Raw genomic sequence first — 19389 nt, 5'->3', positions numbered from 1 at the left:
CGCCATGTCCGACGCCCCGCGGCCCACCCAGGACACCGTACGAAGACTGCTGGACGCCCTCCTCCCCGACGGCGGGCAGCTCGACGTCAGTGCCGTGGCCGAGGGCGGCGAGCACTCCACCTGGTGGGTCGGCACCCGCTATGTGCTGCGCCTCGCCCTCGACGCGCCGTCGTCCGTGCGCCAGCGCCGCGAGATCAGGCTCCGTGACCTCGTGCGCCAGCACGTCGGCATCGCCGTGCCCGCCTCTCTCGCGTCCGGCGAGTGGGCGACCGGGCGCACGTACACCCTCGACACGCGGCTGCAGGGCGCGTCGGGCGAGGTCGTCGACGTCACCGCGGTCGGCGAGGAGGACCTGGCGGGGCTGCTCGGCGGCCTGCGGGAGGTGCCCGCCGCGCGGGCCGAGGCGCTCGGGCTCACGAGGACCGCGCCGCGCTCCCTCGACGTAGTGCTCCGGGAGGCGGCGCGGGCTGCCGAACTCCTCGGTGCTGACGGCGAGTTCGACATCGCGAGCCTCGCGCAGCTGACCCCGCAGGCCGCCGCCCAGCTCGCCCCGCAGCCCGGCGCCGTCGTGGTCCACAACGACCTCAGGGGCGAGCACCTCACCGTGACCCCCGACGGCCGGGTGCGCGGCGTCCTCGACTGGACCGACGCCGTCATCGGCGACCCGGCCGAGGACATCGCGGGCCTGAGCATCTCGGTCGGCGCCCGCGCGGCCGTCCGCGCGGCGACCCTCGCCGGTTACGGCGCCCGCGCCAGCCTGCGCGGCCTGTGGCTGGCCCGCTGCGACACCCTCGTACGCCTCGGCGAGCGCCTCCACGGCACGGACGACAGCCCCGTGCCGCTGCTGCGCACCCAGCTGGAGCGCGCGTGGGAGGCGATCCTCCTCGAACTCGTGACGGAACTCGCCGACAAGGACCCGGAGACCGGCTGAAGCCCCTTACGGGCCGACTCATGGCCCGATCAGCACCGCGCACGACTGCGGAGGGACGGTGAGCAGACCGTCCTCGCCGGGCAGCCCCACCGGCTCCCACGCGGCGAGCACCCGGTAGCCGTTCCGGCCGACCGGTACCGCTGCCGGATCGTCCGACAGGTTCACCGCCACCCGCAGATCACCCCGCCGGTACGCGATCCAGCGGGCCTCCTCGTCGTACGCCACGCGCACGGCCGCCAGGTCGGAGTCCGTCAGGTCGGCCCGGGCACGGCGCAGCGCGATCAGCTCGCGGTACCAGGCCAGCACGCGCGCGTGAGAGTCGCTGTCCGGCTCCGACCAGTCCAGGCAGGAGCGCTCCCGGGTCGCCGGGTCCTGCGGATCGGGAATGTCCTCCTCGGCCCACCCGTGCGACGCGAACTCCCGCCGCCTGCCCTTGCGTACGGCGTCGGCGAGCGCCGGGTCGGTGTGGTCGGTGAAGAACTGCCACGGGGTGCCGGCGGCCCACTCCTCACCCATGAACAGCATCGGCGTGAAAGGCCCCGTCAGCACGAGCGTTGCCGCGCACGCGAGGAGCCCGGGGGACAGGCTCGCGGAGAGCCGGTCGCCCTGCGCGCGGTTGCCGATCTGGTCGTGGGTCTGGGCGTAGCCGAGCAGCCGGTGCGCGGGCGTGCGGGTGCGGTCGATGGGGCGCCCGTGATGCCGGCCACGGAACGTCGAGTACGTGCCGTCGTGGAAGTAGCCCCGGCTCAGGGTCTTGGCGAGCGCGGCCATCGGCGCCTTCGCGAAGTCCTCGTAGTAGCCCTGGGACTCGCCCGTCACCGCCGTGTGCAGGGCGTGGTGGAAGTCGTCGCTCCACTGCGCCTGGAGCCCGAGGCCGCCGTGGCGGCGCGGGGTGATCACGCGCGGGTCGCCGAGGTCCGACTCGCCGACCAGGAACAGCGGCCTGCCCTGCTCCTCGGCCAGGGCGTCGACGGCCGTGGACAGCTCCTCCAGGTAGTGGACCGCGCGCGTGTCGCGCAGCGCGTGCACCGCGTCGAGGCGCAGCCCGTCGATCCGGTAGTCGCGCAGCCAGGCGAGCGCGCTGCCGACGAAGTACGCGCGCACCTCGTCGGAACCGGGGGCGTCGAGGTTGACCGCCGCGCCCCAGGGCGTGTGATGGGTGTCGGTGAAGTACGGCCCGAACGCGGGCAGATGGTTGCCCGAGGGGCCCAGGTGGTTGTGGACCACGTCGAGGACGACGCCGAGCCCGAGCCCGTGCGCCATGTCGACGAAACGCTTCAGCGCCTCGGGGCCCCCGTACGGCTCGTGCACCGCCCACGGGCTGACGCCCTCGTAGCCCCAGCCGTGCCGGCCGGGGAAGGGGCACAGCGGCATCAGCGCCACATGCGTGATGCCCAACTCGACGAGGTGGCCCAGCCGTTCGGCGGCGGCGTCGAGCGAGCCCTCACGCGTGAACGTCCCCACGTGCAGCTCGTACAGGACCGCGCCGGGGAGGCCGCTGCCCGGCCCCGACTCCGAGTGCCATGTGTACCGCGCGTGGTCGGCGACCGCGCTCAGGCCATCGGGCCCGTCCGGCTGGCGGCGCGAGCGGGGGTCGGGCAGCACCGGCCCGTCGTCGAGCACGAAGCCGTAGCGCGAACCGTCCTGCGCGTCGGCCTCGCCCGCCCACCACCCCTCGCGGTCCGGGTCGCGCTCCAACGCGCGCGTGGCGCCCTCGCAGTGGAGCGCGACCCGCTCTGCCTGTGGTGCCCACACCTCGAACTGCACGGACGGTTCCCCCTTGTCTGCCGACAGTGACGACCCGTCCATCCTGCGTCAGCGGAGATCGATCCGCTGGGATTCGCAGCGGGTTCCGCGCATTCCTCGCCGGATCGGACCCGTCGCCGAACCGGCCGGTGAACCTCAGACGAAATTGATGCGCTTCTCCGTGACCGGGTACCCGGCCTTCGCGAAGTTCGCCGCCATCGGGAAGTTCCCGTCGTCCGTCGCTCCCGCGACGAACTCGGCGCCGTGCTCCACCAGGAGGTGCGTCGACTCGACCAGCAGGTCGTACGCGTAGCCGTGACCGCGCTGCTCCGGTACCACGCCGATGAACCCGATGCACGGACCGCCGGGGTTGTGAGCGGGGATGTGCAGGCCGGCCAGCTCGCCCTGCGGCGTGTACGCCAGCTGCCACCACTCGCGCGGTGACGGGCACCAGTGGAAGAAGTCCAGCTCCTCCTGCGCGGCCGTGTCGAGGCCCGACTCCTCGATGGTGCGGCGCGCGTGTGCGTCGAGCGTCGCCGAGTGGACCCGGCGCAGCACGTCGAGGATCACCTCGTCGTCGGGTTCCGCCCGGAACTCCAGGCGGCCCGGGCGCTCCGGCAGGCCGTTCTCGGGCGTCCACCGGTAGCGCAGCCGCTCCACGAGCAGCTTCTTGCCGGCCCGCGTGACCGCCTCCGTCCGCGCCTCGGCGGCCGCCCGCGTCCGCGGGTCCGCACGCCAGTCCGCGGGCAGGATCAGCTCGTACTCGACGTCGAACGGGGCTCGCCGCAGCAGTTCGGCGCCCGCTTCGACATCGTCCTCCAGGACGTCGAACCAGTTCAGGTGCACCGGTTCCGTGTCGTCCTTGCCGCCCCACCAGGCGGCCCGGGCGACCACGCGCCCCTCGCGCAGGGCGACCCAGGTCCAGTCCGGGCGGTAGTCGCCGCCCTCGGCGACGGTGCGATAGCCGACGCCGGTGATGACGCGGCCCACGAGGCCCGGATCCTCGAACGTACGGAAAAGCGGTACGTCTTCCTCGGTCAGTGCGCGGACGACCAGCTCCGAGTCGTCGCGCGTCGGGTGCGGGCTTCCTTGCGGTGCAGCAGTCAAGAATTCTCCTGGTCCACGTGAACGCGCCTGGTGGCGGTCCGAGCCGCCGAACGTAGCAGCGGGCACGGGACGGACGCGACCGGTTTCCCACGCACCGCGTTCCGTCACCGTCTTTGCTGGTCAAGGCCGTACGGAGGCGGGTTGAAGTTCGTCGTTTTCTGGACACCTCGGCCGCGCTGCCGGACAATCACGTACGTGACCTCCTCGTTCGAGCACCATACGTACCCCGCGCGGCTGTCCGACGCCGAGCGCGACAGGGCGTTGCGGGAGCTCCGTGAGGGCGCCGCACTCGGCCGGCTGTCGCACGACACGTTCGTACGGCGCATGGAGCTGGCCCTCGCCGCCCGCCGGTCCGACGAACTGGCCGCGCTCACCGCCGATCTGCACACCGAGGGCCGCTTGTCCCGGGTGGTCTTCGGCACCGTGGCGGCGGTCTCCGCCTTCACGGTGCGGCTGCGCGGGGCCTGGCAGCGCGAGCGGCTCCCGAAGCTGCAACTGCCGCCGCCCAGCAGTCCGTACCCGCTGCGGATCGGGCGTGACCCGGCCAACGGACTGCGCCTCAGCCACGAGACGGTCTCCCGGGTGCACGCCGAACTGAGCAGGCAGGGCGGCATGTGGGTGCTGCGTGACCTCGGCTCCACCAACGGCACGTCCGTCAACGGGCGGCGGGTGGTCGGCGCGGCGGTCGTCCAGGACGGCGACCAGGTCGGCTTCGGACGGATCTCGTTCCGGCTGTCCGCCGAATAGCTGTCGAACGACTCCGGCCGGTGCAGGGGGCGTTGGTGTTCAGTCCCCCGCCGCACGCGTGTGCCGTACCGCCGCGACAGTCGTACGCGACTGGTGCTCGACCTGGTGCTCCAGCGGCACCCAGCGCGCACTGAACCGCTCTGCGAACGCGTCGCACCAGTGGGCCACCAGCTGTTCAAGACGCTCCGCGTCCGGGTCGTCGGCCTCCTTCAGGACCCGCAGGAGCATCGCGGCCGCCCTCAGCGGCAGCCGTCTGGAGAACGCGTCGATGCTTCCCACGTACGCCATCGTCGCGTCCGGCGGCGGCGGTTTCAGCCAGTCGTCCGCGAGGCCCGGCACCAGCGCTACGGCCCAGCGCGCCGCCCGCATCAGCGGCCCGTCCACCTCGGGAAGCCGCGGCAGCGCCGACTGGAGGATCTCCTCCACGAGGAGTGTGTCCCGGCTCAGCCGCTGCGCGAGGCGCCGCAGCGCCCGGTCGGGGGCGGGATGCGGCGCCGGGTCGTCCACGAGGTCGCTCGCCCACATCGGGACCTCGACGATCGCCGTGCGGCCTCCGTAGCGGTGGGCGTGGTGCCAGGTGCTGTGCCGGGCGTCGTCCGGCAGGCTGGGGAACGCGGCCTCGGCGCCGGGCTCGGGCATCACATGGACGCCGGGGCCCGTCGCGGGCCAGCCCGCCGCGTCCGACGCCCCCGTCTCCACCGGGATGTGCAGCTCCGCCGCCGACTTGGCGAACGGCTCCGCGAGCCCCGGTATGTCCCGCGTCAACTGCACCCAGCTGCCGCCCAGATCGGTGCCGTGCAGGGACACCTGGAGAAAGGGGCGCAGCTCGTCGATGACCCCGGTCAGGGCCCGCGTCTCGGGCGGCAGCCGGTCGGGCGGCAGGACGGAGGGCGACCACTCGGGCTGCTCGGGGCCCGCGGGGCGGAAGAAGTGCCGGTGGTAGTCGAGCAGGGTGCGCGGCGCGGGGGTGCGGTGCAGATCCGCGCCGTCGGGGTCGGCGCACAGCAGGAAGTGCCAGGAGCAGTCGGTGCGTAACTCCCGCTCCATCAGGGCCCGTTCGGCCAGGCGCAGTAGAGTGGAGCCACCGGCCGGCTCGTTCGCGTGGGCGCCCGCGACCACGAGCACCGCGCGGTGGTCGTGCCCCACCGACAACAGGTGCAGCGGCCGGCCCGCGCGTGAGGTCCCGACCTGGCGTAGAACGCACAGGTCGGGTCGGTGAGTCGCCAGCTCCCGTGCTGACTGGACCAGTTCGGCCACATTGGGGTAGCGCTGCTCCGTCAGGTGACTCACCCCCGTTGGTGCTCCCCGCGTCGCATCCCGCAGTACCCCACGCTGCGCGGCACCTGTCAAGAAGGCGGCATCGGGTGCCTCACCGCTGGTGCGGCCGGGGCCCGCCGGGGCGAGGGAGGTCTCGCCGACGGCCTCGGGGAGCGGCCTGATCACACGCGGCCCGAAGACGCCGCCGGTACTCGTCAGTTGACGGGTGCGCGCACGAGGAGCGCAACCGGAATCCGGCTGAACGACTCCTGGACGCGCGCCGCCCGTGAACTGTCCCGGACGCCCTCCTCAGCCGACCGGCGCCCGCACCAGGAGCGCCACCGGAAGCCGGTCGAACAGCTCCTCCACGCGTGCGTGGCCGGTGAACTCCCGTCCCGGGGCGAGCAGGTCGACCCAGCGGCCCTCCGGGAGCGGCAGTTCCGTGTCGCGCCAGCCGCCCGTCTCCGCGAGGCGCAGGGACAGCCGGGTCACGGCGGCGACGGCCTCCCCGGAGCGTGCGAACGCCACACAGTGCGCCGCGCCCGCCCCCCGCGCGGGCAGCGGATCGTACGTCGACTCGCCGCCGAACCACTCCGGGTGCGCCCGGCGCAGCCGCAGCGCGGCGACGGTGAGCGCCAGTTTCTCGTCGGACAGATCGCGGGGCACGGACCCCTCAGCGGAGTTCAGCCGCTTCAGGTCGAAGCGGGCCGGCGCACGGTTGTCCGGGTCCACCAGTGCCCGGTACTCGCGCTCCGTCCCCTGGTAGACGTCCGGTACCCCCGGCATCGTCAGATGGGCGAGAGCGGCCCCCAGGACGTTCGCCCGCACATGGGGCCGCAACGAGTCCGCGAACGCGGCGACGGCCTCCCTGGGCGGCCCGCACGGGCCCGCCGCCACGAAGTCGCGTACCGCCTTCTCGTAGTCCGCGTCCGGCTCGGTCCAGCTCGTGTGCAGCCCCGCCTCGCGCACGTGCTTGAGCATCGCGCCCTGGAGCCGCTCGCCGTCCTGGTCGCCGAAGCCGACCGCCGTCTGCCAGGCCGCCCAGGCGAGTTGGGCGTCGGGCGAGCTCGCGCCGCCCTCGCGCGCGGTCCGCTCGGTGACCTCCGCGAGCAGATCGGCCCAACGCCCGGGACACTGCGTGAGCACGGAGATCCCCGCCCGCACATCGGCGCTCCGCTTGGTGTCGTGCGTCGACAACACGGTGCCCATGTACGGCCAGTCGCGCTGCACGCGCGCGCAGTACGCGTGGAACGACTCCGGGTCCACAGCGGGGCTCTGCGGCGTACCGCCGACCTCCGTCGCGGACAGCAGGGGCGCGTGCCGGTAGAACGCCGTGTCCTCGACCGCCTTGGCCCGCAGCGCGGACGCCGTCTGCGCGAACCGCGCCCGGAACGCGCCGTGTTCGGGTCCGGACCCGTGCTTCCCGAGTGCCAGATCCCGCACGGTGTCCACCGCCTCGGCCTCCTCGGCGACGGTGAACACCCCCTTAGCGTCCTCCGCGTCCTCGCGCGTGAGCACGCTCTCGGGGTCCGCGCCCCCGGTCACGTACGGCCGGTACACGTCGAGGCGCACCAGGAGTTCGCGTACCGCGGCGCGCAGGGCCCACGGGGCGTGGTCGCGCAGGGCCGCGTCGGCGGCGCACAACCTGACCGCCTCGCGCGTGAGGCGGTCCACCTCGGCCGCCAGCTCGTGCGTGACGACCTTGTACGCCGCACGGCGCGCCGTGGCGTCCCAGTCGCCGCCCCGGTCGGCGGGCGCCGCCGTGAAGCGCCGGAACAGGCCGAGCAGTTCGTCCGCGCCCGACGGGTCGGTGAAGAGGCCGTCGATCCGGCGCAGCGCGTCGTAGCCCGTCGTCCCTGCCACCGGCCAGGCGGCGGGCAGCTGCTCGTCCTCGCCGAGGATCTTCTCGACGACGGTCCAGCGCCCGCCGGCCGCGTCGGCGAGGTCCTTCAGGTAGGCGCCGGGGTCCGCGAGGCCGTCGGGGTGGTCGACGCGCAGCCCGTCGAGGACGCCCTCGCGCAGCAGCTGGACGATCTTCTCGTGGGTGGCGTCGAACACCTCGCGGTTCTCCACGCGGACCCCGATGAGGTCCGAAATGGTGAAGAAACGCCGGTAGTTGAGCTCGGTGCGGGCCAGACGCCACCAGCCGAGCCGGTACCACTGCGCGTCGAGCAGCTCGGGAAGGGGCAGCGTCTCCGTGCCCTCGCGCAGCGGGAACGCGTGCTCGTAGTAGCGCAGCACACGGCCGTCCACCTCCAGGTGGTCCAGCTCGTGGCTCAGCCGGTGGCCGAGCACGGGCAGCAGAACCCGCCCGCCCTGCGCCTCCCAGTCGATGTCGAACCAGTGCGCGTAAGGGGAGTGCGGCCCGTCCCGCAGCACCTCCTGGAGGGGCCGGTTGAGCCCGGCCGCCGACGCCATGTGGTTGGGCACGATGTCGGCGATCAGGCCGAGCCCGTGCTCCCGCGCCGTCCGCGCGAGCGCCCGCAGCCCGGCCTCACCGCCCAGCTCGTCCCGCACGCGCGCGTGGTCCACGACGTCGTACCCGTGCGTGGAACCGGGTACGGCCTCCAGGACCGGCGACAGATGCAGGTGCGAGACACCCAAAGAGGCCAGATACGGGACGGCTCCGGCGGCGGCGGCGAACGGGAACGCCGGCTGGAGCTGCATCCGGTACGTGGCCGTGGGCGGGTCGGGGACCTCGCCCTCGTGATGGTCCGGTGTCATGCGCGTCATGCGAACCTACGTACCCGCCCCGGCGTCTTTCGTGTCATCGCCGCATGCATATGTCACCGGCGCCGTCGATAGTTTCGAACGATGGCACAGGCAGCGGGGGGAACGTCGGCGACATACCGCGAGGTGCTCGGGGCGACCGGTGCGCTGCTCCCGGTGATCTCGTTCCTGGGGCGGCTGCCGGTGGCGGTGATCCAGTTCGGCAGCGTCCTGCTGATCACCAGGACGAGCGGTTCCCTCGCGACCGGGGGGACCGTGGCCTGCGCGCTCGCGCTCGGACAGGTGGCCATGGGGCCCGTCGTCGGCCGGCTCGCCGACCGGCGCGGTCAGCGGAGCGTCGTGCTGTGCTGCTCGCTGCTGAACGCCGTCGCGATCGCCTGCTACACGCTCGGCGCCCTCGCGGGGCCGTCCACGCCGCTCCTGGTGGCGCTCGGCGTGCTCGCCGGAGCCACGGTGCCGGGGATCGGCCCGCTGGCCAGGGCCCGGGGCGTCGCGCTCGTCCGCCGCGGGGGTGCGGACGAGCGCGTCGTGAACACCGTGCTGTCGCTGGAGAGCACCATGGACGAGGTGTCGTTCGTCCTCGGGCCCGCACTGATCGGCGTCGCGTCCTTCGTCGGCCACCCCGCGTACGCGTTCGGGGCCGCCGCTCTCCTGGTCGCCGTCTGCGGCACGGCGTTCGCGCTGCACCCGACTGCGACGGCGGTCCGGCCCGCGGGGGCGCCCACCCCCAAGGAGCCGCGCGCCCGGCGACCCCGCATGCCGCGCGAGGTCCGGCTCGTGCGCCTCGGCCTCGTCCTCCTCGGCATCCTTCTCGGCGGCTGCGGGGCCGGGATCACGGCGCTCACCCAGAAGCTCGGCCAGGAGGACCAGGCGGGCCTCGTCTACGCGGCCATGGGCGTCATGAGCGCCGTCGTCGGTCTGTCCATGGCCGCCGTGCCGGACCGCTTCGGGCTCGCCCTGCGCTGGCGGGTCGCCACTGCGGCCGCCGCGCTCCTGTCCCTCCTGCTGATCGGCACACAGAGCATGGCGGGCCTCTACGTGGCGGTGACCGTGTTCGGCGCCGTCTTCGCGCCGAACCTGATCACCGGCTTCGGACTCACCGAGCGCGCCGTGCCGGGCGAACGTCTCGCCGAAGGCATGACGTTCGCCGCGAGTGCCTTCGTCGGCGGGCAGGCGGTGACGCTCGCCGTGGCGGGCCGCCTCGCCGAGTCCCACGGCCCCGCCGCGGCGTTCACCGTCGGCAGCGTGGCCGCGGCCCTCGCGTTCGGCGTCGCACTCCTCGTCAAGGCCCCGGCGGGACCAGGAGTCACGCCGGTCGCTGCAACACCGTCAGGCTCCGGTCGACGAGTGTGAGGCGGTCACCGGCCCGCACCTTCGCACCGGTCCCCAGGGGCACACCTTCGGGCAGCGCCGTGTCCACCACGACCTCCCACTGGCGCCCGTGATTGACCGGCACGAGGAACTCCAGCGCGTCGGGCGAGGCGTTGAACAGCAGCAGGAAGGAGTCGTCCGAGATGCGCTCGCCCCGGGGGCCCGGCTCCGAGATCGCGTGCCCGTTCAGGAACACCGACAGGGCCCGCGCCTGCGCCGCGCCCCAGTCGTCCCGCGTCATCTCCTCGCCCTCCGGCGTGAACCAGGCGATGTCGGTCAGCTCGTCGTGGGTGCCCTCGACCGGCCGCCCGTGGAAGAAGCGGCGCCTGCGGAACACCGGGTGGTCACGCCGCAGCCGCGCCATCGCGCGCGTGAAGGCCAGCAGCGAGTCCTTCTCGCCGTCCTCGGGCCAGCGCACCCAGGCCAGCTCGCTGTCCTGGCAGTAGGCGTTGTTGTTGCCGTTCTGCGTGCGCCCCAGCTCGTCGCCGTGGCTGAGCATCGGCACGCCCTGGGAGAGCATCAGCGTCGCGGTGAAGTTACGGGTCTGACGTTCCCGCAGGCCGAGCACCCCGGGGTCGTCGCTGTCGCCCTCCGCACCGCAGTTCCACGACCGGTTGTGGCTCTCCCCGTCACGGTTGCCCTCGCCGTTCGCCTCGTTGTGCTTCTCGTTGTACGAGACCAGGTCGCGCAGGGTGAAGCCGTCGTGGCACGTGACGAAGTTGATGGAGGCGAGCGGGCGGCGGCCGTCGTCCTGGTAGAGGTCGGACGAGCCGGTCAGCCGCCCGGCGAACTCGGCGAGGGTGCGCGGCTCGCCCCGCCACAGGTCCCGGACGGTGTCCCGGTACTTGCCGTTCCACTCCGTCCACAGCGGCGGGAAGTTGCCCACCTGGTAGCCGCCCTCGCCGACGTCCCACGGCTCGGCGATCAGCTTCACCTGGGAGACCACCGGGTCCTGCTGTACCAGGTCGAAGAACGACGACAGCCGGTCCACCTCGTGGAACTGCCGCGCCAGCGTGGCCGCCAGGTCGAAGCGGAACCCGTCGACGTGCATCTCGGTGACCCAGTAGCGCAGCGAGTCCATGATCATCTGTAGGACGTGCGGCGACCTCATGAGCAGCGAGTTTCCGGTGCCCGTCGTGTCCATGTAGTAGCGGCGGTCGTCCGCCAGGCGGTAGTACGAGGCGTTGTCCAGGCCCCTGAAGGACAGCGTCGGGCCCAGGTGGTTGCCCTCCGCCGTGTGGTTGTAGACGACGTCCAGGATGACCTCGATCCCGGCCTCGTGCAGTGCCCGTACGGCCGACTTGAACTCCAGGACCTGCTGCCCGCGGTCGCCCCAGGAGGCGTAGGCGTTGTGGGGGGCGAAGAAGCCGATGGTGTTGTAGCCCCAGTAGTTGCTCAGGCCCATCTCCATCAGGCGGTGGTCGTTGACGAACTGATGGACCGGCATCAGTTCGAGCGCCGTCACGCCCAGCTCCGTGAGGTGATCCAGGATCGCCGGGTGGGCGAGCGCCGCGTAGGTGCCACGAAGCTCGTCCGGGAGGGCCGGGTGCGTCATCGTGAGGCCCTTCACATGGGCCTCGTAGATCACCGTGTGGTGGTACTCGGTGCGCGGCGGACGGTCGTCGCCCCAGTCGAAGTAGGGGTTGACCACGACCGACGTCATCGTGTGCGGCGCCGAGTCCAGGTCGTTGCGCTTGTCGGGCGACCCGAAGGGATACCCGTACACCGCCTCGCCCCAGTCGATCCGGCCGCTGATCGCACGCGCGTACGGGTCGAGGAGCAGCTTCGAGGAGTTGCACCGCTGGCCCCGCTCCGGGGTGTACGGGCCGTGCGCGCGGAAGCCGTACCGCTGGCCCGGCATGATGCCGGGCAGATACGCGTGCCGCACAAAGGCGTCGGACTCCCGCAGCTCCACCGCGGTCTCCGACCCGTCGTCGTGCAGCAGACACAGCTCTATGCGCCGGGCGGCCTCCGAGAAGACCGCGAAGTTGGTGCCGGCGCCGTCGTAAGTGGCACCGAGTGGATACGCCTGTCCAGGCCAGACCTGCATGGGTACGACTCTTCCACTTCCGGCCCGGATGCCCCGGGCGACTTCGGCGAGAGTCTTCCCGAAAGTGACGGAACCACCTAGGAATTGGGCCCCTCTTACAGGAAGACCACGCATACCCGTCGCCCACAGGTGGGGCCGCGGGGACAACAGGGGGAAGATGTGCGAGAGCTCGCAAGACGCCATCTGGGGAAAATGATGGCGGGAGCGGCCGTCGCGGCCGCGGCGACCGCCGTGCTGCTGGGCGTGACCCTGCCGGGGGAGGCGGGCGCGGGTGACCAGGCCAAGGCCGGCTCCGCCCAGCAGGACGCGATCCCGAAGGACGGCGTGGTGGAGGCCGCGCCGAGGGAAGGCGAGAAGGGCGTCGGCAGGGACCCGCTCACCGACGACGAGATCAAGCGCGCCGAACAGCTCGCCGTCGCGAGCAACGGACTGCGCAGGAGCGCGCGGGACGTCGAGGGCGACCGGGGACCGCAGCACCTGTCCACGAACCTCAGCGAGGTGGACCCGACGCAGAGCGGCGCACAGGCCGCCGAGCGCCGCGCAGAGGTCGTCTTCTACGACTACAAGGCCGACACGGTCGTGACCAGGACCGTGAACCTCGACAGCGGCAAGGTCGAGAACACCGACACGGCGCACGGCGTGCAGCCGCCGCCGAGCCCCGGCGAGCTGCGGGAGGCCACCCAGCTCCTCATCGCAGACCCGCTCGGCGCCGGCCTGAAGAAGGACTACAAGGACGCCACCGGCAAGCAGCTCACGGGCACGGACCAGCTGGAGCTGAGCGGCATGGTCTTCCGCAAGGAGACCGTCGCCCACGTCCCGTCCGGCCTCACCGCCTGCGGCGAGCACCGGTGCCTGCGCGTCGTCACCAAGGTCAGGAACGGGCCGTGGATCGACACCCGCGCCCTGGTCGTCGACCTCAGCGCGCGCACCGTCGGCCGCCTCGGCTGAGTCCCTCACGCCCGTCTCTCTCCTGCTTGAAGGAGTCATTCCGTATGCACGTCAACAGACTTCGGCGCGCCCGCGCCCGGGCCGCCGTCGCCCTCACGTCCCTCGCGCTGCTCGGCACCGCCGTCAGCGCCGCGGGCCCCGCCACCGCCGCCCCGCAGGCGCCCGCCGCCGCGGCCCCGGCCTGCAGCACCGCGTACAAGATCGAGCAGGTCCTCGACGGGGGCACGACCTGGCGCATGTGCTGGCACTACAACACGCTGTCCGGGCTCGTCCTCGACAACGTCAGCTACCAGCCCAAGGACGAGCCCAAGCCGATCGCCGTCCTCACCAGCGCCCGCCTCGCGCAGGTGCACGTCCCCTACGACGACGGCGAGAACGAGTACGACGACGTCACCGGCACCGACTTCGGGTACGCCCTGCAGAACCTGAAGCCCGGCGAGTGCCCCGGCGGCACCATCAAGACCGTCAAGGTGCCCGACCGGGGCAACGTGCAGGGCCTGTGCACCACCACGCGCGCGCGTGGGCACGCGTACCGGCTCAACGACGACGAGAGCACCGGCGGCAGCGGCAAGGTCTACACCGCCCAGGGCAAGGACCTCCTCATCTACACGGTCAACAAGGCGTCCTGGTACGAGTACATCACCGAGTGGCGGTTCTCCTCCGACGGGACGATCACGTCGAACGTCGGCGCGACCGGCAGCCTCTCCCCGTACGACTACAACGGCACGGACGGCAAGGGCTGGCCGATCGGCAAGGGCGCCCGCGCCTACGCCGAGAGCCACGCGCACAACGTCTTCTGGCGGCTCAACTTCGGCCTCGACGGCTCCCCCAAGAGCAAGGTCGAGCAGTACGACTCCAAGGTCACCGCGCCGAGCGGCAGCGGCAGCCCCACCACGAAGACCACCCGCACCCCCGTCACCAAGGAACTCGCCGGTGACGCGAAGGACATGCGCTGGTGGCGGGTCGTCAGCACCGCGGGCAAGAACAAGGACGGCCACCCCAGGTCCTACGAGTTCGTGCCCGGCCGCACGGCCAAGTTCCCCGGCCGCTCGTTCACCAAGCACGACGTGTACTTCACCGAGTACAAGAAGTGCGAGCAGTACGCGAGCGACAACCCGGCCGGGCACTGCGGCGGCGCCAGCGTCGACAAGTGGGTCGGCGGGCAGACGCTCACGCACCCGATCACCTGGGTCAACATCGGGTTCCACCACATCGCCCGGGACGAGGACCAGCAGCCGATGCCGGTCCACTGGCAGGGCTTCTCACTGGCCCCCAGGGACGTGACCGCTATGAATCCGCTCACTCCCGCCGACCTCGCGGACCAGAACGGCGTGCCCAGAAACGGTAGTTGAGAAACTACCCTGCCCATCCGGCTGCACCGCCGACCGCTCCCGGAGTACCCTTCCTTGATCGTTGCTGGGGAGTGCTCGGGGGAGCGGAAGGCGGTGCGTGGGTGAGCTCGGGTGGGCTGGAGCTGCCCCCTGGTGACGCAGGTCACGAGGGGAGCTCCGCTGACGTCCCGCCCGGAGCGGTGTCCTTGGCACGGCCGATGGACATGGGATCCCAGATCGGACCGGAGTCGGAGTTCGCCTGGGGCGCCGACGCCTGGAGCGAGGTCCGTACGCGCGCGCAGCGGGCCGGCCGCGCCTACATCTGGCTGAACCTGGTCGAACAGCGGCTGCGGGCCGTCGTGGCCGCAGTGCTGCGCCCCATCTACGAACCCGTCCACGGCGACGACTGGGTCGTGGCCGCCGCCGGGCCCGCCGGGCAGGAGTGGGTCCAGCGGGCCGTCGCCGTGCGCGAGGTCAGCCGCCGCAAGGGCTATCTGCTCGACCCGGCCGACGACAACGTCCTCAGCTTCCTCACCCTGCCGCAGCTGCGCGAGCTGATGGTGCAGCACTGGCCCTGCTTCGAGCCGTACTTCGACGACCGCCGCGACGTCGAACTCGCCCTCGACGAGCTCGAGGTGACGCGGAACGTCGTCTCGCGCAACCGCGCCCTGTCCGAGGCCGTCCTCGCCCAGGCCGAGCGCGCCTCCGGGCGGCTCCTGGAGATGCTCGGCGCGGGCTCCGACGTGCCGTCCGCCCGCAGGCTCCCCGTCGACGCCGTCGAGGAGCTCGTCGGCGACCGGTACGCCGACGTCGTGGGCGTGCACCCGGACCGGGTGCGGCTTCTTCGCCAGTTCCCGGCCGAGGACATCTTCGGCGGCGCGCGCCGCCTCGACGCCATCGGCATAGGCCTGAACATGCTGGTGCAGAACTTCTCGGGCCGCCGTCTCGTCCGGCTCGCCGAGTCCGGCTGCCGGGTGCGGCTGCTCTTCCTCAACCCCGCCTCCAGCGCCGTCAAGCGCAGGGAGCGCGAGCTGGGTCTCAAGCGCGGCGAGCTGAGCCGCGCCGTCGAGATGAACATCCTGCACATGCGCCGGGTGCGGGCCCGGCTGCGCGACCCGGGCGCGTTCGAGATCCAGGTCTACGACGAGACCCCACGGTTCACCGCGTATCTGGTCGACGGCGACGGGTCGGACGGCGTGGGGGTCGTCCAGTCGTATCTGCGCCGGGCCAGGGGCATGGAGGCGCCGGTCCTCGTGCTGCGCGGGCCCGGACGCGTGGTGAAGGCGAACGGTCCCCGCGACGGGGAGGAAGCCGGACTTTTCCCGACGTATCGCGAAGAATTCGAGCTGGCCTGGGCGGACGCCCGTCCCGTGTCCTGACCCCGCCGCACGGCGGGAAGCGGAACGCCCCCGGCCGTTGTCAGTGCCCCATGTCATCGTGGTGGCCACTGGGGAGACACGGGGACGCACCATGAAGAAGGGGGCCGCGATGGGATGGCACCAGGAGCTGCTGGTCGGCTTCGACCTGGAGACCACGGGGACGGATCCGCGCGAGGCGCGCATCGTCACGGGCGCGGTGATAGAGGTCAAGGACGCGAGGCCGCTGGGACACCGGCAGTGGCTCGCGGACCCGGGGGTCGAGATCCCCGCCGACGCGGTCGCCGTGCACGGGATCAGCAATGAGAAAGCGGCGTCCGACGGCGAGCCGGCCGACCGGGTCGCGGACTCCATCGCCGAGGCGCTCGTCGGGTACTGGCGCACGGGCGTGCCCGTCGTCGCGTACAACGCCGCGTTCGACCTGACCCTGCTCTCCGCCGAGCTGCGCCGCCACGGCCTGCCGTCGCTGCGGGAGCGGCTCGGCGGAGTGGACCCGGCGCCGGTCATCGACCCGTACACGATCGACCGCTCGGTGGACCGCTACCGCAAGGGCAAGCGGAACCTCGAGGCGGTGTGCGCGGAGTACGGCGTGACGCTCGAATCCGCGCACGACGCCTCCGCCGACGCCCTCGCCGCCGCGCGCCTGGCCGCCGCGATAGCCGGCCGCCACCCGAAGGTCGCCTCCCTCGGACCGGCCCGGCTGCACGAATCCCAGATCGAGTGGTACGCGCAGTGGGCGGCGGACTTCCAGTCCTTCCTGCGCCGCAAGGGCGACGCGCAGGCAGTGGTCGAGGCGGCGTGGCCGATGCGGGAGCTGACGGGGCCCGGGGTCTGAGCGGTGGGGCGGGGGGATTCACCGAGCCACCGGCGCCAGGGCCAGTGACCCCCCCGGCCCCTTGCCGCCTACACGGCCACTCGTCGCCACTGCTGCGACGCCGCACCCGTGTACGTCTGCTGGACGACCGCCGTGCCCGTCGCCGTCGAACCGCCCGCCGTGCCGAGCGACTTGCCCGTGCGGACGCACGCCAGACGGACGTAGTCGCCGTCCGTGGACTCCGTGCGCCAGTGCTGGTTGTCGGCGCCGGTGGCCCGGTACTGGACGATCGGGGCGTTCTCCGTGGCCTGGCCGCCGCTGACGTCCGCCGTCAGGCCGGAGTGCACATTGGTGAGGCGGTGGCCGCCGTCCAGGGACTCCGCGAACTTCCACTGTTGCGACGCGCCGCCCGTGCGCGCGCCCAGGACCAGCGGCGCGGACTCGGATGTCCCCGACACCTCGATCGCCATGCCGCTGTCGGCCCGGTTGACGAGAACGTAGCGCTGTGACGCGTACGAGGGGGTCAGGGTGACGCTCGCCCCGGCCCTCAGAGTGACGTCCTTCGTCCAGGAGCCGGCGCGCACGCGGGTGGTGCGGCCGCCGGTCGAGGTGAGCCGGAGCCTCGTCGCCACGCCGTCCTTCCACTCCAGGTCGGCCGTGAACCCGCCGCGCACGCCGATGCCGGTGACCTTGCCCGACGCACCCCACGCGACCGGCAGCGCGGGCAGGAGCTCGACGAGGCCGGGGCGGGAGTAGAGGAGCATCTCGATCACGGCGGCCGTCGTGCCGAAGTTGGCGTCGATCTGGAACACCGAGCTGTTGCTGCCCAGCTGGTAGAAGTCGAAGAAGTTGGGCGCGGTGCCGTTGCTGTGGTTGAGGGAGGGGCGCAGAACGGTGCCGAGGAGCTGATAGGCCTTCTCCGCGTCCTTCATCCGGGCCCAGCACAGCGCCCGCCACGCGCAGGCCCAGCCGAACGAGTCCATGCCGCGTGCCGTGAGGCCCTTGTCGACGCCGACGAGGACGTCGTGCGGGCTGCGGTCGCGGCTGACGCGGTCGCCGGGGAACAGGCCGACGAGGTGGGAGAGGTGCCGGTGCTGCGTCTCGCCGAGGTTCGCGCCGCCCATCCACTCCTCCAGCCAGCCCGTGGCGGGGCTGACGCGCGGCAGGTACAGCCTGTCCTGGAGGGCGGCGACGCGGCGGGCGTACGCCTCGGACGTGCCGAGGGCCGCTGTGGCGGTGCGGAAGTTCTCGAAGAGCTGCCAGACCAGCTCCTGGGCGTACGTGATGCCGCGCGCGTCGGTCGGGCCGTGCTCGGGCGACCAGTCGTGGTCGTCGACGAGCACCTCGGCGTCCGCCCCGGTCCTCGGGTCCTTCACCGTCGCCGTGACGAGCCGCTTCTCCCAGAACGCGCAGGCACCCTCCAGGAGCGGCAGGATCTTCGCCAGATAGCGCCGGTCGAGAGTGAACTCGTAGTGCTCGTAAAGGGAGTTGCACAGCCAGGCGTTGCCCGCCGGGTGCCACCACCAGCCGGGGCCGCCCATCGTGTTGGTGGAGATCGCCGTGGTCCAGCCGGCGATCTCGCCGCTCGTGTTGCGGAAGCCGTTGCGCGGGTCGTTGAACAGCGCGCGGGTGCGCTTCTCCCAGTGCGGGACCTGGGCGAGACAGTAGTCGGCGAGCGCGTCGAAGCAGTCGGGCAGGCCGGTCCTGTCGGTGGGCCAGTAGTTCATCTGGAGGTTGATGTCGGTGTGGTAATCCGCCATCCACGCCGGGTCGTTCCGGTCGATCCACAGGCCCTGGAGGTTGAGCGGTAGCGAGGAGCGCGAGCCGCACACGGTGAGATAGCGGCCGAACTGGACGTACGATGCCTCGAGTTCGGGGTCGGGGCGGTTGCCGGAGGCCTGCCGGGCCAGGAGCCGCTTGTCGGTGTCCAGGGCCCGCTGCGCGTCGGTGGACGCGCCCAGGTCGACGCTCATGGTGTCGAACAGGGCGCGGTGGTCGGCGACATGGGCGGCGAGGAGGCGGGTCGCGCCGGCCTTCGCCGCGGCGGCCGTCCGCGTGGCGGCGGTGGCGCGCGGGTCGGCGTCGCGGTCGATGAAGCCGTCGGCGTCGGGGGAGTAGGAGGTGCCGCCGCTCAGGACGAGGAGCACCTCGTCGCAGTCCTCGAAGGTGACCGAGGAGCCGCTCGCGCCGACCGTGCCGCCGCGGTGCGTCGCCGCCCGCGCGACGGCGGAGTAGGCGAGGCCGTTGTCGAGCTTCGCGGCGAAGCCGGCCGAGGCGGTGGCGGGGTCCACGGTGATCGGCTCGCCGCGCGTCCCGGTCAGCGTGAGGCGTCCGCTCCAGGTGCCGCCGCCGTTGCGGGTGAGCCGGACGACGATCACGTCGTCGGGGTGGCTGCAGTAGATCTCCCGCCGGTAGCGGGTGCCACCGACCTCGTACTCCACCGTCGTCAGGCCGTTGCTGAGGTCGAGGCGGCGCCGGTAGCCGCGCACGGCGGACGGGTCGTGCCCCGGCACCTCCAGATACGCCTTGGTGAGGACGCCGTACGAGCCGAAGTGGGCGGTGTCGTAGGGGAATTGACCGTCGGACTCGAGCGCGTCGTTCGCTCCGCCCGTCCACAGGGTGACGTCCGAGACGGACAGGACCTCGCGGGACGGGTGCCCCGAGACGACGGCCCCGAGGCGGCCGTTGCCGATGGGCAGCCCCTCCCGCATGAGCAGGTCCTCGGCGGCCGGGGACCCGTACCGCAGCGCGAGCGCGTCGGCCTCGGGTACGAGGCGTGGCGTGGCCGGGTGCCCGCCGGGTCTCGGGGCTGCCTGTGCCGTGAAGGCGGGAACTTGGCTCAGGGCCAGGAGAGATCCGATGGCTGAGCCGTATTTGAGGACGGAGCGGCGGGAGACGGCGGAGCCGGGTTCGGGGTGCGTGGGCATCAGGTCCTCCAGGCAAGAGTCGGCCAACTCCGCCGTACCTTGCTCCAGGACCCC

General features: G+C 72.4%; 13 protein-coding genes. 7 read left to right on the top strand and 6 right to left on the bottom strand.

Annotated elements, in window-relative coordinates; all coding sequences use genetic code 11:
• The first annotated feature begins 4 nt into the window (after window positions 1-4).
• Window positions 5-931, top strand: a complete 927-nt coding sequence (locus tag OG698_RS14165) for an aminoglycoside phosphotransferase family protein (RefSeq protein WP_406103369.1) — start codon at window positions 5-7, stop codon at window positions 929-931.
• A gap of 18 nt (window positions 932-949) precedes the next feature.
• On the opposite strand, the gene treZ is transcribed toward OG698_RS14165, so the two are convergent.
• Entirely contained in the window at window positions 950-2698 is a 1749-nt protein-coding gene (treZ, locus tag OG698_RS14160) for a malto-oligosyltrehalose trehalohydrolase (RefSeq protein ID WP_406103368.1), read from the bottom strand.
• Window positions 2699-2833: 135 nt separating this feature from the next.
• Window positions 2834-3784, bottom strand: coding sequence for a GNAT family N-acetyltransferase (locus OG698_RS14155; RefSeq protein ID WP_406103367.1), 951 nt, complete (start codon window positions 3782-3784; stop codon window positions 2834-2836).
• Between the two features lie 195 nt (window positions 3785-3979).
• On the opposite strand from OG698_RS14155, the gene OG698_RS14150 reads away from it, so the two are divergent.
• Entirely contained in the window at window positions 3980-4531 is a 552-nt protein-coding gene (locus tag OG698_RS14150) for an FHA domain-containing protein (RefSeq protein ID WP_406103366.1), read from the top strand.
• Window positions 4532-4570: 39 nt separating this feature from the next.
• On the opposite strand, the gene OG698_RS14145 is transcribed toward OG698_RS14150, so the two are convergent.
• Window positions 4571-5821, bottom strand: coding sequence for a M14 family zinc carboxypeptidase (locus tag OG698_RS14145; protein WP_406103365.1), 1251 nt, complete (start codon window positions 5819-5821; stop codon window positions 4571-4573).
• A gap of 276 nt (window positions 5822-6097) precedes the next feature.
• Complete coding sequence (gene treY, locus OG698_RS14140; protein WP_406111064.1) at window positions 6098-8512, bottom strand: malto-oligosyltrehalose synthase; 2415 nt, start codon at window positions 8510-8512, stop codon at window positions 6098-6100.
• Between the two features lie 90 nt (window positions 8513-8602).
• Between treY and OG698_RS14135 the strand changes: the two genes are divergently transcribed.
• On the top strand, window positions 8603-9871 hold the full coding sequence (locus OG698_RS14135; protein ID WP_406103364.1) for an MFS transporter: 1269 nt from the start codon (window positions 8603-8605) through the stop codon (window positions 9869-9871).
• Here OG698_RS14135 and glgX read toward each other — a convergent pair.
• The gene (gene glgX, locus OG698_RS14130) at window positions 9825-11939 is read right to left on the bottom strand and encodes a glycogen debranching protein GlgX (RefSeq protein WP_406103363.1); all 2115 of its coding nucleotides are present in this window, start codon (window positions 11937-11939) and stop codon (window positions 9825-9827) included. The two genes, OG698_RS14135 and glgX, sit on opposite strands and share 47 nt — an antisense overlap.
• Before the next feature lie 159 nt (window positions 11940-12098).
• Between glgX and OG698_RS14125 the strand changes: the two genes are divergently transcribed.
• From OG698_RS14125 to OG698_RS14110, 4 genes are all read left to right on the top strand, one after another.
• Window positions 12099-12887 (top strand): Tat pathway signal sequence domain protein, encoded by a 789-nt coding sequence (locus OG698_RS14125; RefSeq protein WP_406103362.1) that lies wholly within the window; start codon window positions 12099-12101, stop codon window positions 12885-12887.
• A gap of 44 nt (window positions 12888-12931) precedes the next feature.
• Complete coding sequence (locus OG698_RS14120) at window positions 12932-14239, top strand: copper amine oxidase (RefSeq protein ID WP_406103361.1); 1308 nt, start codon at window positions 12932-12934, stop codon at window positions 14237-14239.
• Window positions 14240-14340: 101 nt separating this feature from the next.
• A complete protein-coding gene (locus OG698_RS14115; protein WP_399967555.1) occupies window positions 14341-15597 on the top strand; it encodes an SAV2148 family HEPN domain-containing protein in 1257 nt (418 codons plus the stop codon).
• 109 nt (window positions 15598-15706) lie between these two features.
• Window positions 15707-16429, top strand: coding sequence for a 3'-5' exonuclease (locus OG698_RS14110; RefSeq protein WP_406111062.1), 723 nt, complete (start codon window positions 15707-15709; stop codon window positions 16427-16429).
• Between the two features lie 68 nt (window positions 16430-16497).
• Here OG698_RS14110 and OG698_RS14105 read toward each other — a convergent pair whose 3' ends face one another.
• Complete coding sequence (locus tag OG698_RS14105; RefSeq protein WP_406103360.1) at window positions 16498-19335, bottom strand: glycosyl hydrolase family 95 catalytic domain-containing protein; 2838 nt, start codon at window positions 19333-19335, stop codon at window positions 16498-16500.
• Window positions 19336-19389: the final 54 nt, after the last annotated feature.

This window comes from Streptomyces sp. NBC_01003 (assembly GCF_045162695.1).
Taxonomy (GTDB): domain Bacteria; phylum Actinomycetota; class Actinomycetes; order Streptomycetales; family Streptomycetaceae; genus Streptomyces.
This window is presented reverse-complemented; position numbering and strand designations above follow the sequence as displayed.

Bases quoted from the DNA above. Each gene is read 5' to 3' on its own strand.
- treY (WP_406111064.1), bottom strand. From the start codon at position 8,512: ATGACACCGGACCATCACGAGGGCGAGGTCCCCGACCCGCCCACGGCC.
- glgX (WP_406103363.1), bottom strand. From the start codon at position 11,939: ATGCAGGTCTGGCCTGGACAGGCGTATCCACTCGGTGCCACTTACGAC.
- OG698_RS14120 (WP_406103361.1), top strand. From the start codon at position 12,932: ATGCACGTCAACAGACTTCGGCGCGCCCGCGCCCGGGCCGCCGTCGCC.
- OG698_RS14110 (WP_406111062.1), top strand. From the start codon at position 15,707: ATGGGATGGCACCAGGAGCTGCTGGTCGGCTTCGACCTGGAGACCACG.
- OG698_RS14165 (WP_406103369.1), top strand. From the start codon at position 5: ATGTCCGACGCCCCGCGGCCCACCCAGGACACCGTACGAAGACTGCTG.
- OG698_RS14105 (WP_406103360.1), bottom strand. From the start codon at position 19,335: ATGCCCACGCACCCCGAACCCGGCTCCGCCGTCTCCCGCCGCTCCGTC.
- OG698_RS14135 (WP_406103364.1), top strand. From the start codon at position 8,603: ATGGCACAGGCAGCGGGGGGAACGTCGGCGACATACCGCGAGGTGCTC.